The sequence below is a fragment of the Ruegeria sp. YTSA144 genome (assembly GCF_059610125.1).
This window is the reverse complement of record NZ_JBXWNA010000005.1, coordinates 52,025-65,560: the sequence shown is the minus strand read 5'-3', so window position 1 is coordinate 65,560 and position 13,536 is coordinate 52,025. Positions and strand designations below refer to the sequence as shown.

General features: G+C 58.6%; 14 protein-coding genes. 6 read left to right on the top strand and 8 right to left on the bottom strand.

Annotation, left to right across the window (positions count from 1 at the left end):
• Nucleotides 1–178: 178 nt before the first annotated feature.
• Genes AC2FF8_RS12250 through hslO form a run of 3 tightly spaced genes read right to left on the bottom strand, consistent with a single transcriptional unit; the run spans nt 179 to nt 2,905 of the window.
• Complete coding sequence (locus AC2FF8_RS12250; RefSeq protein WP_170345815.1) at nt 179–1,333, bottom strand: CCA tRNA nucleotidyltransferase; 1,155 nt, start codon at nt 1,331–1,333, stop codon at nt 179–181.
• A complete protein-coding gene (locus AC2FF8_RS12245) occupies nt 1,330–1,926 on the bottom strand; it encodes a CoA pyrophosphatase (RefSeq protein WP_496879816.1) in 597 nt (198 codons plus the stop codon). The genes AC2FF8_RS12250 and AC2FF8_RS12245 overlap by 4 nt, the downstream gene beginning before the upstream one ends.
• Nucleotides 1,919–2,905 (bottom strand): Hsp33 family molecular chaperone HslO, encoded by a 987-nt coding sequence (gene hslO, locus AC2FF8_RS12240; RefSeq protein ID WP_496879815.1) that lies wholly within the window; start codon nt 2,903–2,905, stop codon nt 1,919–1,921. Before hslO ends, AC2FF8_RS12245 begins: the two co-directional genes overlap by 8 nt.
• Nucleotides 2,906–2,981: 76 nt before the next feature.
• On the opposite strand from hslO, the gene AC2FF8_RS12235 reads away from it, so the two are divergent.
• On the top strand, nt 2,982–3,425 hold the full coding sequence (locus AC2FF8_RS12235; RefSeq protein ID WP_171364095.1) for an NUDIX hydrolase: 444 nt from the start codon (nt 2,982–2,984) through the stop codon (nt 3,423–3,425).
• Here the strand turns inward: AC2FF8_RS12235 and AC2FF8_RS12230 are convergent.
• Nucleotides 3,422–4,696: a PP2C family protein-serine/threonine phosphatase gene (locus AC2FF8_RS12230; RefSeq protein WP_170345821.1), complete on the bottom strand. Its 1,275-nt coding sequence runs from the start codon at nt 4,694–4,696 to the stop codon at nt 3,422–3,424. The genes AC2FF8_RS12235 and AC2FF8_RS12230 overlap by 4 nt on opposite strands.
• A gap of 163 nt (nt 4,697–4,859) precedes the next feature.
• Here AC2FF8_RS12230 and AC2FF8_RS12225 point away from each other — a divergent pair, with 163 nt between their 5' ends.
• Nucleotides 4,860–5,189: an Hpt domain-containing protein gene (locus tag AC2FF8_RS12225; protein ID WP_170345824.1), complete on the top strand. Its 330-nt coding sequence runs from the start codon at nt 4,860–4,862 to the stop codon at nt 5,187–5,189.
• Here the strand turns inward: AC2FF8_RS12225 and ilvA are convergent.
• Both ilvA and AC2FF8_RS12215 read right to left on the bottom strand, forming a co-directional pair.
• Nucleotides 5,186–6,412, bottom strand: coding sequence for a threonine ammonia-lyase IlvA (gene ilvA, locus AC2FF8_RS12220; RefSeq protein WP_170345826.1), 1,227 nt, complete (start codon nt 6,410–6,412; stop codon nt 5,186–5,188). The two genes, AC2FF8_RS12225 and ilvA, sit on opposite strands and share 4 nt — an antisense overlap.
• Nucleotides 6,413–6,470: 58 nt before the next feature.
• Nucleotides 6,471–7,238, bottom strand: coding sequence for a hypothetical protein (locus AC2FF8_RS12215; protein WP_171640424.1), 768 nt, complete (start codon nt 7,236–7,238; stop codon nt 6,471–6,473).
• A gap of 141 nt (nt 7,239–7,379) precedes the next feature.
• On the opposite strand from AC2FF8_RS12215, the gene AC2FF8_RS12210 reads away from it, so the two are divergent.
• The 4 genes from AC2FF8_RS12210 to msrA all read left to right on the top strand — a co-directional run bounded on the left by AC2FF8_RS12210 (nt 7,380) and on the right by msrA (nt 10,266).
• Complete coding sequence (locus AC2FF8_RS12210; RefSeq protein ID WP_480685544.1) at nt 7,380–8,606, top strand: argininosuccinate synthase; 1,227 nt, start codon at nt 7,380–7,382, stop codon at nt 8,604–8,606.
• Between the two features lie 32 nt (nt 8,607–8,638).
• The gene (locus AC2FF8_RS12205) at nt 8,639–9,043 is read left to right on the top strand and encodes a DUF1810 domain-containing protein (protein ID WP_170345983.1); all 405 of its coding nucleotides are present in this window, start codon (nt 8,639–8,641) and stop codon (nt 9,041–9,043) included.
• 79 nt (nt 9,044–9,122) lie between these two features.
• Entirely contained in the window at nt 9,123–9,404 is a 282-nt protein-coding gene (locus tag AC2FF8_RS12200; RefSeq protein ID WP_117871291.1) for an SCP2 sterol-binding domain-containing protein, read from the top strand.
• A 190-nt stretch (nt 9,405–9,594) separates the two neighbouring features.
• A complete protein-coding gene (gene msrA, locus AC2FF8_RS12195; RefSeq protein ID WP_496879814.1) occupies nt 9,595–10,266 on the top strand; it encodes a peptide-methionine (S)-S-oxide reductase MsrA in 672 nt (223 codons plus the stop codon).
• On the opposite strand, the gene AC2FF8_RS12190 is transcribed toward msrA, so the two are convergent.
• Nucleotides 10,263–11,135 (bottom strand): ribokinase, encoded by an 873-nt coding sequence (locus tag AC2FF8_RS12190; protein WP_496879813.1) that lies wholly within the window; start codon nt 11,133–11,135, stop codon nt 10,263–10,265. The two genes, msrA and AC2FF8_RS12190, sit on opposite strands and share 4 nt — an antisense overlap.
• 3 nt (nt 11,136–11,138) lie before the next feature.
• Nucleotides 11,139–13,394, bottom strand: a complete 2,256-nt coding sequence (locus AC2FF8_RS12185; RefSeq protein ID WP_171206495.1) for an NADP-dependent malic enzyme — start codon at nt 13,392–13,394, stop codon at nt 11,139–11,141.
• Nucleotides 13,395–13,536: the final 142 nt, after the last annotated feature.

The window sequence follows — 13,536 nt, the reverse complement described above, 5'->3', positions numbered from 1 at the left end:
ATTGAGCAGAAACAAAGACGTGCGAAGAAAGATGGCGCCTGAACACCACCCTTTACGGGGCAAGTGTCCCGGCTTTAGCCGAACCAGATCCCGTAATACATTCGCAGTCCTCCATCCATGTAACAGGCGCACCTAAGCACAAAGGATCAAAGTTGTCATCCCTTTTTGAGACTTCGCACTAGTGTGCCAGCAACTCTTCGCGAGACAGCGCAAAACCGGAAGCGATCCAGCGTTTTTCCAGCTCGGCCAGCTTCTTGCCCAGCGCCGGGCCTGTGAAGTTGGGGATCAGATCCCTGGCCTGGACAGGGAAACGCGCTGCTGCCCCGGCGTGCAGATCGCGCCGCAAATCTTCGGACCAGGGTTGTTCCAGAAAGGCGCAGCGCAAAAGCGTCTCGTGCAATCCGCCTTCGTCGCCATAGCGGTATCCCAGTTCAGCTATACTGGTTTCGGCCTGTGCCTCTTCACGCATCCTTGTCAGGCGTTGCAACTGCGAACGGCTCAACCGCAATGTCGCGGCATCCTCGGGCGCAGCAATGGCTGCCAGACGGCGCACCGGATCGGGATCGGCACCAGCCGCCCGTTCCAGCGCGATCAAAGGGGCCAAAGACCGGTCGTCCGCTCCCGGCAACACCCGGGCCAGAACACCGGTACTGCGCATGGTCGCAACGGCGGGAGCCGGATCAGGCGATGCCAGCAATTTCAGCAGTTCTGCCCCGACCCTCTCACGCGACAACGACTCCAGCCCGTCAAGATTGGCACCGATGGCGGCCAGCGCATCGGGGTCGAAACCGCCATCCGGATCCCCGTACCAGGCGTGAAAACGAAAGTAGCGAAGCGAGCGGAGATAGTCTTCGCGAATGCGGTTCTCGGCCGTTCCGATAAACCGCACCAACCGGGCCTCGAGGTCGGGAAGGCCTCCAAGCGGGTCCAGCACGGTGCCATCGGGTTGGGCATAGAGTGCGTTCATGGTGAAATCCCGTCGCGCCGCGTCTTCTTCGACGTGATCGGAAAACGCCACGACCGCGCGCCGGCCATCAGTTTCCACGTCACGGCGGAAGGTCGTGACCTCGTGCGGGATGCCCGCGCTGACCACTGTGATCGTACCGTGTTCGATGCCGGTCGGAATGGCCCTGAGCCCGGCAGCCTGCGCCAATTCAACGATCTGCCCGGGCTTTGCATCGGTGGCAATGTCGATATCCGACACTGGTGCGCCAAGCAGCGCGTTGCGCACGCAGCCACCCACGAAAAGCGCCTGAGCCCCGGATGAGGTCAGGGCCGAACAGACTTTTTGGGTCGCTGGGTCACTAATCCATGGCTCGTCAATCAGCATCATTCATTCACCCGTGCTGCAAGCCCGCGCAATATGCGGGCGGTCGCGCCCCAAATGTAATAGGGGCCGTACGGAACTGCGTAATATCTGCGTCTCTGGCCGCGCCATCGGCGCGACTCGACCAGATAATTCTCAGGATTCAAAAGATGAGCAAGGGGGGTCGAGAAAACTTCGTCCACTTCGCCGGGTTCAGGCACGGGTTGGAACCTGTCCCGCAAAACCGCGACAACCGGTGTCACAGTGAACGAGGTCACGGTCTCGTGCGTCGGCAGAAATCCCAGGATCTCGGGCATTTCCGGGGGCAGGCCGATCTCTTCCTCAGCTTCCCGCAGAGCCGCAGCCGTAACATCGGCATCGGTTTCGTCCTGTTTGCCGCCGGGAAAGGCAATCTGGCCCGGGTGATGCTTCAGCGCGGATGAGCGTTTGGTCAGGATGACCTGCGGTGTGTCATCAGCCAGGGAAATGGCCACCAGAACACCGGCGGGCCGCAACCGGCGCCCGGGCGGCAGAACGGTATCCGGGTTCAGATCAAAATCGCTGGACCCGTGACCGGGGCGGCGCAGGGCCGCCCGGATCTTTTCAACCGGGTCATGCACCTTTGGTGTCTTCGGCGTCGAACCCGACAGTGGCCGGGTCCAATACATAATGAGCCCCGCAGAACTGACAATCCGCGGTGACCTCGCCCTCGGGCGTGGTCATCTTTTCGATATCCTTGGCCGAATAGATCGACAGGCTCTGTCGCACGCGATCCTCGGAACAGGTGCAGCCAAATTGCACAGATTGCGCATCATAGACACGCGGCTGTTCCTCGTGAAACAGGCGAACCAGAAGGTCGGTCGGCGCAACAGAGGGGCCGATCATCTCCAAATCCTCGACGGTATCCAGCAGGATATTGACGCGACCCCAGTTTTCACCTTCTTCGCCGTCGACCAGATCGGCAGCGGTCAGGATGTCACCGGTTCCTTCGCCCGACGCGGCAAAAGGCGACGCTTTGGGCATGTGTTGCAGCATGATGCCGCCTGCACGCCAATGCTCGCCCACGCCCGGCTCGGTCGATTTGCCGAAGCTCAGCGAGAACCGCGTCGGCAGCTGTTCGGATTGCGCAAAATACGACTCGGCGCAGGCGCTCAGCGATCCACCGGCCAGCGGAGTAATGCCCTGATACGGCTGCGTACCCCCGCCCTGATCGATCATGATGGCAAAATACCCTTCGCCCACCTGATCGAAAGGCGCGGAATTGGAAAGCCGGTCCCGGTCAAAGCTGGCATAAGCCCGAATCTGAGCGGGCTGGCCCTCTTCCTGCGGCGCATAATAGTCGGTGGCGATCATGCGGACCGCCCCTTTGGACTGCACCTGCAACGACAATTTCCAGCGCAGCGCAACCGTTTGGCCGATCAACGCGGTCAGCAAGGCCATCTCGGCCACAAGCGCCTCGACCTGTTCAGGATAGTCATGCTGTTTCAGGATGCCATCCAGCACGCCATCCAGACGGGCCACGCGGCCGCGCATGTCGGATGCATCAAGTTGAAAGGGCAGGACGGTATCGTCCCACGCGATTTTTGTTCCAAGAGACATGGGGTTTCCTTACACGCCACAGGTTGGCATACCGGCACCATATAGGTCGTACAGATCGGGTTGTAAGGGGCCATACATGATCAGGCGGTTCGGTGAAACCCCCGAGACGGGGCGGAAATACACCCGAAGGGTTGGCGTATACGCCCTTTTGCCACGTGGCGGCCAGTTGCTGTTGACCTGTCAGACCGAGCCGGGCCCGGATCTGCAATTGCCGGGTGGAGGCATCGATCCGGGCGAATCACCGATTTCGGCCTTGCATCGCGAAGTCTATGAAGAAACCGGGTGGCACGTCGCCAACCCGCGTCGCGTCGGCGCTTTTCGCCGGTTCACCTATATGCCCGAATACGATCTGTGGGCCGAAAAGGTCTGCCTGATCTACCGCGCCCGTCCCGTACGCCGCAAAGGCCCGCCGACCGAGGCATTCCACGAAGCATTGTGGATGGAAGCCGCCGATGCCGTTGAATTGCTGGGCAATGACGGTGACCGGCACTTTGCGGAATTGCATCTCAGTTCGCTTTAAGGCCCGTTATATTCAAAGAATACGGCGGATACGTCATCCCCAATACCATCTTTGGGCGAAATCTCCTGAGTCAATCGCCAGAACATGTCGTCCAGAAACTCTGACCCGCCCTTTTCAGAAATGCACTGCTGGGCCATCTCTCGCAAACCGTCTTCCTCCAGCAAACCGCCTTCGGCAAGCTGACATTCGGTAAACCCGTCCGAGTACACCAACAGTTTGTCGCCGGGTTTCATGTGAATCTCGATTTGCTGAAAGCTCGCGTCTTCGATCAGCCCGATCGGCAACCCGCCATCACCCAGAAATTCAGTGCTGCCATCCTGCCGCAGCAGAAGCGGGTGCGGATGCCCGGCCTGCACCATCTTGAGATGCCCGTTTCGAAGATCCACAATGGCGTAGACCATCGTGAAGTATTCCTCGATCCCTTCATCCGCCATCAATCGGGAATTGAGCATGCTGGCGACGTCTTCCGGAGGCAGGAGTGCATAGAATTTGTTGAACCTCTTCTCCATTGCGACGTTTTGATCGAAATGCTTGCTGGAAAGATAACCGCCCAGACGCGCCGTCATCATGGCCGAGGTGATGCCATGTCCGGATACATCGATGCTGTAGAACCCCAGCCGATTGACCCCGGGCGAAAACATGCCAACGAGGTCTCCTCCGATATGGCCACAGGGTTTCAACAACAGGCTGACCCGGGATTTTCCAAAGCTCCGCGTAAACTCCGGAACCAGCGATTCCTGGATTTTTCGGGCCTGTATGAGGTCCTTGTCGATCGCGTCATGCGCCAGCCTGAGTTCTTCCAGCGCGGATTCAATCAGGCGATTTTTCTGCGAAAGCTCGCGCTGCATGTCCAGAATGCGCGCACCTGCGGATATGCGCGCCCGCAATTCATCCGCCTCAAGGGGTTTGATCAGAAAATCGTCTGCCCCGGCATCCAGCCCGCGCGCAACCTCCTGCTTTTCACTTTTGGAAGTCAGGAGGATGAAATAACAATATTGATCGGAATCCAGGGCGCGAAACGCATTGCAGAACTCAAGCCCGCTCATCCCCGGCATGACCCAATCGCTGAGAACAAGATCGGGCGGATCGTCCAGACAATGCGCCAAAGCGGCATCGCCCGTATCGGCCTCGACCACCTCAAAGCCCCATTTTCTGAGCGATGCGACCAGGATGCGCCGCTGTAGACGGCTGTCATCAACAACCAGCACCTTACGGATCGCGCCGAAATCCAGATCTGATCTGGTTTCCTCAAGACTCGCCCTTGGCACCATTTACCCTCTGACCTGATGCGTTCATTCACACAGGGCGATCCTAGTGGCGACGGTTTTAACATCCGGTGAAGACCGAAGGCAGCAATCCAGCTTGGCCGTTAACCCGGTTTTTACTGCTGTTGCCTATTCCTGAAAGCGCATGTTCAACGGCAGGTGACGCAGTATGATCCACTGGGGCAGAGTCCGACAATTGCGGGACGAGGTTGGCCCGGATGAGTTTGATGAAGTGGTCGACATCTTTCTGGAAGAAGTGCAGGAGGTCATCGCCCGCCTGCATCAGGATACAAGCCGGTCCGAACTGGAACAGAACCTGCACTTCCTGAAAGGCAGCGCGCTCAGTCTTGGATTCGATCAGTTCTCGAAACTCTGTCAGGACGGCGAACGGCAGGCGGCCGCGGGTCAGGGCGAGGATGTCGATCTGCCCGCTATTCTGGCCGTATTTGACAGCTCGAAACAGAAATTCGAGGCTGAGCTGCGCCAGAATCTGGATTAAATCACGAACTGCGCCAGCGTTTCGTCTTCGGTTATATCGGTGTAGGTGAACCCTGCCTCATCCAGATGCGCGAACAGACGCATGAAGTTTTCAGGCTTGCGGGTTTCGATCCCGATCAGGACCGAGCCGAAATTGCGCGCCGATTTTTTCATGTATTCAAAACGGGCGATATCGTCCTCGGGGCCCAGAATACCCAGAAACTCTTTCAACGCGCCGGGGCGCTGCGGCAGGCGCAGGATGAAATACTTCTTCACCCCGGAATAGCGTTGGGCGCGTTCTTTGACCTCGGGCAGGCGTTCGAAATCGAAATTGCCGCCCGACGTTACACAGACCACGGTTTTGCCCCGCACAAAGCTTTGGATATCGCCCACCGCTTCGATCGCCAGCGCGCCAGCGGGCTCAAGAACAATGCCTTCGACATTCAGCATCTCGATCATGGTGGTGCAGATTCGGTCCTCGGACAGAACCAGTACGTCCGACAGATGGCGTGATTTCAGCAGTTCGAACGGTTTCTCACCGATCCGTCCAACCGCAGCGCCATCGACGAAGGTATCCACATGATCCAGCGACACAGGATGCCCCGCAGCCAGCGCAGCGCGCAAACAGGCACCGCCGGCCGGTTCGACAAACAGACAATGGCTGCGATCCCCGAACCACGTGGCCACGCCCGAAGACATGCCCCCACCACCAACCGGCAAAACGACGTGATCCGGCACACCGCCCATTTGCTCTTCGATCTCGACCGCCAATGATGCCTGGCCTTCAATGACATCCACGTCGTCAAACGGAGACAGAAAATACCCGCCCTGCTGTGTGCACCACGCTTGCGCGGCGGCCAGCGTGTCATCGAAATAGTCGCCGGTGAGGTGAATCTCGATATTGTCGCCGCCGAAGATGCGGGTCTTTTGGATTTTCTGCTGCGGGGTCGTCACCGGCATGAAGATCACGCCTTTGACGTCCAGATGCTTGCACATGAACGCCACGCCCTGCGCGTGGTTGCCCGCGCTGGCACAGACGAACAGGTCCTGCCCCTGCTGCTTGCGCATGGCGTTGAACGCACCGCGGATCTTGTAGGACCGCACCGGGCTGAGGTCCTCGCGCTTGAGCCAGATATCGGCGCCGTAGCGGTCAGACAGATGGGCATTCCGCTGCAATGGCGTCGCCGGAAACACAGAGCGCATCGCCTGTTCGGCGGCGCGGGCGCGGGTCATGAAATCAGTCATGCCCGTTTCCCTGCCCCATCGTCGCGATAAGGGCAAGGAATACATATGTGTACGCCGCTTATGACAGTTCGCGCTTTTCGATGAAGACGCCGTACATTGTAGTAAAGATACTGACGTTGATCATCGGAAGGATGAGCGTGCCGAAGAACACTGTCAGCAAAACGCCCAGCACCGGTATTATTGCCAAGGCGGCGAAAGCCAGCTGCACCAACACCTGGAACAGGAATGCAACGAGGAGCAGCAACAAGATTGCACCGCTGACCCCGGATGTGTTGTTCCAAGCCTCACCGAGCGATATGGGATTTCCTATCGCCGCCGCGGGCAGAATAATTGACAGGCGATAGAAGCATACGACCAGAAAAACGGAGTATGCAATCATCAGAATGATCGAAAGCCCTGCAAGACCTTCGCCTAATGCAGCGGCGACCAGACCCATGGGGATATAAGCGATCACCATCAAAATCCCCAACATCAGAAAACGACCGAAATAGGCAAGAATCCTGTCGAAACGGAAGGTCGGCAGTATTCCCGTGGGGTACTCTTCCATCAGGATAAAGCGGTGCCATGACACCGCAATCCAGAACATGGTGACGAACATTACCGCCAGCAAAACGACCACAAAAACAAAGGCTGAACCTGCGGTTACACCCGGTGGCAGATCAACTGCGCTTTCATCCAGCGCCTCAAGCGGAATACCAAGCGCCATGAACACGCCCACGATGATGATCGTCGCAATCAGGGCAGGGCCAACCGTAATCTGTAGCACCTGCTTGATGTTTCCAAATACCATCCGCACCGAATGCACGAATATTTGCCATCCCAACATTTGAAACCGCCCCTTCAACCAATGCTTGTTATTCTCTGCATCCGTTTCACCCCAATTCAGGCACTGCGTCAATCCTCACAACTTGCCCCCGCGTGCAAAACCCGCTAGGGGCCAATCGTTCTACGCATAAAGGGAAGTCAGATGTCCGCGCCCAAGAAAGTTGTTCTGGCCTATTCCGGTGGCCTTGATACCTCGATCATCCTGAAATGGTTGCAGACCGAATATGGCTGTGAGGTCGTGACCTTCACCGCCGATCTGGGTCAGGGTGAGGAGCTGGAGCCTGCTCGCAAAAAGGCCGAGCTGCTGGGCATCAAGCCCGAGAACATCTATATCGAGGATATCCGCGAAGAATTTGTCCGCGACTTCGTCTTCCCGATGTTCCGCGCCAATGCGCAGTACGAGGGGCTGTACCTGCTGGGCACGTCCATCGCGCGGCCGCTGATCTCGAAGCGTCTGGTTGAGATCGCCGAAGCGACGGGTGCCGATGCGGTCGCCCACGGTGCGACCGGCAAGGGCAACGATCAGGTGCGGTTCGAACTGGCGGCCTATGCGCTGAACCCCGATATCAAAGTGATCGCACCCTGGCGCGAGTGGGACCTGACCAGCCGCACCAAGTTGCTGGAGTTTGCGGAACAGAACCAGATCCCGATCGCCAAGGACAAGCGCGGCGAGGCGCCCTTCTCGGTCGATGCCAACCTGCTGCACACCTCGTCCGAAGGAAAGGTTCTGGAAGATCCTGCGGATATGGCGCCTGATTATGTGTACCAGCGCACGGTCCACCCCGAAGATGCCCCGAACGAGCCGGAGTTCATCGAAATCGGCTTTGAAAAAGGCGACGCGGTCAGCATCAATGGCGAGGCGATGAGCCCGGCCACCCTGCTGACCAAGCTGAACGAATATGGCGGCAAGCACGGCATCGGTCGTCTGGACCTTGTGGAAGGCCGTTTCGTGGGCATGAAGTCGCGCGGTATCTATGAGACGCCCGGCGGCACCATCCTGCTTGAGGCGCATCGCGGCATCGAATCCATCACCATGGACCGCGGCGCGATGCACCTGAAGGACCAGTTGATGCCGCAATATGCGGAACTAATCTACAACGGCTTCTGGTACTCACCTGAACGTGAGATGCTGCAAGCCGCCATCGACAAGAGCCAGGAACATGTCACCGGCACCGTACGGGTGAAGCTGTACAAGGGTCTGGCCTCGACCGTGGGCCGCTGGTCGGATCACTCGCTGTATTCCGAGGCACATGTCACTTTTGAAGAAGATGCAGGTGCTTATGATCAGACCGACGCGGCAGGCTTCATCCAGCTGAACGCGCTGCGTCTGAAACTGCTGGCCGCACGTGACAAGCGTTTGTCCAAGTGATCGACGAAGACGATAACGACGACGAACTCGATATGTTCATCGAGGCGCAGGACACGGTTTGGGCCGATGTCCTGCGCGAACTGGAACAGGGGCAGAAAACCAGCCACTGGATGTGGTTCGTGTTTCCGCAACTGGCCGAGCTGGGCCAGTCCCATATGGCGCAGCTTTACGGCATCGAAGATCTGGACGAAGCCACGCGCTATCTGAACCACCCCGTACTGCGCCGCCGTCTGACACAAGCGGCCTCGTTGATGTTGCTGCATCAGGGGCGCGACGCCAGCGACATTCTGGGCGGGATTGACGCAAAAAAGCTTCGCTCTTCGATGACATTGTTTTCCTCGGTGGCAGATGCTCCGGCAGAGTTTCAGGCCGTTCTTGATGCTTTCTACGACGGCGAGCCTTGCGCACGAACCGTTCAGAGCCTTGGCGCATCGTGATCGGAAGTTCCAGTTGGGTCAGCCTTGCCTGTTCGATACCTGACGCTTTACGCATTCGGAAACTGCGAAAGGAACCCGGATGCTTCAGGACATCGCCGACGAAATTCAAAAAGGTCTGAACGGCAAAACCTTTGACGGCTCGTTGAAATTCGATTGTGGTGAGGACGGCGTTATTGTTCTGGCGGACAGTCAGGCATCGACTCAGGACCAGGAAACGGATTGCACGATCCGCATCTCGCAGGACAACCTGACCAAGCTTCTGACCGGAAAACTGAACCCGATGACAGGTGTCGCTTTGGGCAAGCTCAAAATCTCGGGCAATATGGGCGTTGCGATGAAACTGGGGCAGTTGCTGGGTTAAGCCGAAAGCAGGTTCATCGCGGACTGCCCCCCGCCGGGGCACCCTGTCCCACCGCCAAGACGGCCCGGCGCAAGGTGTTCCACCGACATCCGGCGCCGATAAACTTGCCTCACCAGCCCGTGACATCAGATGTCAGGCAATTGAATGTCATCCGGGTTCGGGTCACCTTGGTGCGGAAAGGAGACCCGACATGTCACGGACTGCTTATCTGGACGCCTTCAAACCGGCCATTTTGTTTGCCCTGATCACACTTGCGATGATGTTGCGCGCCCTGCCTGCCCCCGCGGCAGGTGCCGAAACGCTGACAGTTGCAGGGGGGTGTTTCTGGTGTGTCGAGTCCGATTTTGAATCTGTACCGGGCGTTATCGGGGCCGTGTCGGGCTATACCGGCGGCAAATCGGCCAACCCCACCTATGATCAGGTCTCCAAAGGTGGCACCGGCCATTATGAAGCAGTTCAGATCACTTTTGACCCGGCCCGCGTCTCACGTGAAACTCTGCTGAACATGTTCTTCCGCTCGGTTGATCCGACGGATGCCGGCGGCCAGTTCTGCGACCGGGGCGACAGCTATCGAACTGCGATATTCGTCTCTAACACAGGCGAAAAGGCGTTGGCTGAACAGGCGAAGAAAGAAGCACGACGAGCCCTGGGTCAAAATGTTGTCACCCCGATCCTGAAGGCGGGCACGTTTTACCCTGCCGAGGCCTATCATCAGGATTACTACAAAGGGAACAAGCTGATCCTTACCCGCTTTGGGCCCAAACGTCAGCACAACGCCTATAAAGCATATCGCAAAGCCTGTGGCCGTGACGCGCGTGTCAAACAGCTTTGGGGTTCAGATGCGCCTTTCGCCGGGTCTTAATCAAAGGTCGCGTCGCGCACTTCTCTCAGATCAGGAATGACATCCGCGGTTCCGTGCCGCGTGACCATCAGGGCAGCGGCGCGGTTCGCTTGCAGAATGGCCTGTTCCATCGGCATTCCGCGATCCATTCCAGCCAGTACGTAGCCGGTAAATGTATCACCTGCCCCGGTGGTATCCACGGCCTGAACCTTGTGGGCCGCAAATTCCACCGGGTCTTTGCCCTGCTGCAAATACCGGGCACCTTTTGAGCCCAGCGTGACAATGACATGTCGCACGGGCAGGTCAGCCGCACCCATCCCGGTTTCCTGCCGCAGTTGTTCCGCCTCGATCTCGTTCAGGATCAGGAAACCCAGATAGGGCAGAACCGCCTGAACCGCCTGTGCCTGAAACGGTGCGGCGGCGTAACATACGGTCAGTCCAAGTTTGCGCCCCAACTGCGCGGCTTCGACCTGTGCGTTGGTTTCATTCTGCAAGATCAGCAGATCACCGGTGCTTGCCGATGACAGGGCCTGCCCAAGATGGCTGATATCCAAGGCATGGTTGGCCCCCGGATAGAGGATGATCAGATTCTCGCCCTCGGCGTCCACCGCAATGATCGCGTGCCCCGTCGGCAGATCCACCTCCGAGATATAGCGTGTGTCCACGCCATATTCCGTCAGTCGGTCCTTCGCCCAGCGGCCATCATGCCCGACGGCACCGATATGGCTGACGCGCGATCCGGCCCGCGCAGCCGCCACTGACATATTGGCACCTTTTCCGCCAAGGAACCGATCCAGCCCGTGGGCGGCCAGAGTTTCCCCCGGCGCAGGCAGATGCGGCAGGTCATAGACCATATCCGCGTTGATCGAGCCGAGGTTCCAGATCGTCATGGTTTATCCGATGTCGCACGAGGCCAGAATGGCCATGTTCAGAATATCGTTCGCTGTTGAGACGGTCGAGCAAATCTGAATCGGCTTGTCGACACCCGACAGGATCGGCCCGATCACGGTGGCACCGCCCATTTCCTGCATCAGCTTGGTCGAGATGCTGGCCGAATGCCGCGCGGGAACGATCAGAATGTTCGCAGGACCGGTCAGGCGCGAGAATGGATAAGCTTCTTGCTGATCCATGTTCAGGGCAACGTCGACGGTCATCTCGCCTTCGTATTCGAAATCCACACCACGTCCGTCCAGGACTTCCGGGGCGACATGCATTTTTTCCGCACGTTCCGACACCGGATAGCCAAAGGTCGAGAAGCTGACGAAAGCAACGCGCGGCTCCAGACCCATATGGCGGGCAACGGCGGCTGCGCGCTCGGCGATATTGGCCAGATCATTCTCATCCGGCCATTCGTGAACCAGCGTATCACCTATCAGGACGATCCGGCCCTTGTGCAGCAATGCCGTGACACCAGCAGCGCCATGAGCCGCATCCGCGTCAAAGACGTGATTGATCCGATCCAACACATGCGCTGATTTCCGGGTTGCGCCCGTAACCAGACCATCGCCATGTCCATGTGCCAGCATCAGAGACGAAAACACATGTCGGTCGCGCGCGGCCAGACGGTGGATATCCTTGCGGTCAAACCCCTTACGTTGCAGGCGTTTATAGAGGAATTCCTTATAGGTATCGAGGTGAGTGGTGTTGGCGGCGTTCACCACCTCCAGCTCACGCACTGCATCTCCGAGCCCGGCAGCCTCAAGTTTGATTTTGACGTCATCGGCGCGACCAACGACCAGCGCCTTTCCGAAGCCCGAGCGCTGATACATGACTGCCGCACGCAGCACGCGGGGGTCATCGCCCTCGGCAAAAATCATGCGGCCTTGCGCCTGTCGCGCCCGGGCGTTCAGCCCGCGCAGAATGCTTGCGGTCGGGTCCATCCGGGACTTCAGGCTCAGCTCATACGCATCCATGTCGATGATCGGACGGCGGGCTGCGCCGGTATTCATCCCCGCCTTGGCAACAGCGGGCGGAATACGGTGGATCAGGCGCGGATCAAACGGCGTGGGAATGATGTAGTCGCGCCCGAAGGTCAGCGATTTGCCATAAGCCATCGCGACCTCATCCGGTACGTCTTCGCGCGCCAGATTGGCCAGTGCATGGGCACAGGCGATCTTCATCTCGTCATTGATGGCACGCGCGTGAATGTCCAGCGCGCCGCGGAACAAATAGGGAAAGCCCAGAACGTTGTTGACCTGGTTGGGATAGTCGCTGCGCCCGGTCGCCACGATGGCGTCCACGCGGACCTCGTGCGCCTCTTCCGGGGTGATTTCCGGATCGGGGTTGGCCATGGCAAAGATCACCGGATTATCGGCCATGCTTGCGACCATCTCCTGCGTGACCGCGCCCTTGACCGAAACACCAAGAAAGACGTCCGCGCCCTTCATGGCCTCTTCCAGAGTACGCAGATCCGTGGTGATCGCATGGGCCGACTTCCACTGGTTCATGCCCTCGGTCCGGCCCTGGTAGATCACGCCCTTGGTGTCACAGACGATACAGTTCTCGTGCCGCGCGCCCATGGATTTGAGCAGTTCAATACAGGCGATCCCCGCCGCCCCGGCCCCGTTCAGAACGATCTTCACATCCTCGATCTTCTTGCCCGAAATATGCAGCGCGTTGATCAGCCCCGCCGCACAGATCACCGCCGTGCCGTGCTGGTCGTCGTGAAAGACGGGGATGTCCATCTCTTCCTTAAGGCGCTGTTCTATGATGAAACACTCGGGCGCCTTGATGTCTTCCAGGTTGATCCCGCCGAAGGTCGGCCCCATCAGTCGAACCGCGCGGCAGAACTCATCCGGGTCTTCTGTATCCAGCTCGATATCGATCGAGTTCACGTCAGCGAACCGTTTGAACAGAACGGATTTCCCCTCCATCACCGGTTTCGAGCCCAGCGCGCCAAGGTTGCCAAGCCCCAGCACCGCCGTTCCGTTCGAGATTACGGCCACCAGGTTGCCCTTGTTGGTATAGTCATAGGCGGTTTCTGGGTTCTCGGCGATTGCTTCGCATGGAACGGCCACACCCGGGCTGTAGGCAAGCGAAAGATCCCGCTGCGTGGTCATCGGGACGGTTGCCTGCACCTCCCACTTGCCGGGGGTCGGGTCGAGGTGAAAGGCCAGCGCCTCTTCTTTGGTGATCTTCGCTTTGGGCATCGGATATGTCGTTTCTTTACATCTGTTGGGCTTTTGCCTCATAGCGCAGGCAAAGGCGCGTCTCAACGACAATACGTTTTCACCTTTCGTCGCAGGGGCCGGGTTTGTAAGGTCGCGCCGGAATACGCCAGAGGGGAGCAGC

Bases quoted from the DNA above. Each gene is read 5' to 3' on its own strand.
- AC2FF8_RS12250 (WP_170345815.1), bottom strand. From the start codon at position 1,333: ATGATGCTGATTGACGAGCCATGGATTAGTGACCCAGCGACCCAAAAA.
- hslO (WP_496879815.1), bottom strand. From the start codon at position 2,905: ATGTCTCTTGGAACAAAAATCGCGTGGGACGATACCGTCCTGCCCTTT.
- AC2FF8_RS12235 (WP_171364095.1), top strand. From the start codon at position 2,982: ATGATCAGGCGGTTCGGTGAAACCCCCGAGACGGGGCGGAAATACACC.
- AC2FF8_RS12230 (WP_170345821.1), bottom strand. From the start codon at position 4,696: ATGGTGCCAAGGGCGAGTCTTGAGGAAACCAGATCAGATCTGGATTTC.
- AC2FF8_RS12225 (WP_170345824.1), top strand. From the start codon at position 4,860: ATGATCCACTGGGGCAGAGTCCGACAATTGCGGGACGAGGTTGGCCCG.
- ilvA (WP_170345826.1), bottom strand. From the start codon at position 6,412: ATGACTGATTTCATGACCCGCGCCCGCGCCGCCGAACAGGCGATGCGC.
- AC2FF8_RS12215 (WP_171640424.1), bottom strand. From the start codon at position 7,238: ATGTTGGGATGGCAAATATTCGTGCATTCGGTGCGGATGGTATTTGGA.
- AC2FF8_RS12210 (WP_480685544.1), top strand. From the start codon at position 7,380: ATGTCCGCGCCCAAGAAAGTTGTTCTGGCCTATTCCGGTGGCCTTGAT.
- AC2FF8_RS12205 (WP_170345983.1), top strand. From the start codon at position 8,639: ATGTTCATCGAGGCGCAGGACACGGTTTGGGCCGATGTCCTGCGCGAA.
- AC2FF8_RS12200 (WP_117871291.1), top strand. From the start codon at position 9,123: ATGCTTCAGGACATCGCCGACGAAATTCAAAAAGGTCTGAACGGCAAA.
- msrA (WP_496879814.1), top strand. From the start codon at position 9,595: ATGTCACGGACTGCTTATCTGGACGCCTTCAAACCGGCCATTTTGTTT.
- AC2FF8_RS12190 (WP_496879813.1), bottom strand. From the start codon at position 11,135: ATGACGATCTGGAACCTCGGCTCGATCAACGCGGATATGGTCTATGAC.
- AC2FF8_RS12185 (WP_171206495.1), bottom strand. From the start codon at position 13,394: ATGCCCAAAGCGAAGATCACCAAAGAAGAGGCGCTGGCCTTTCACCTC.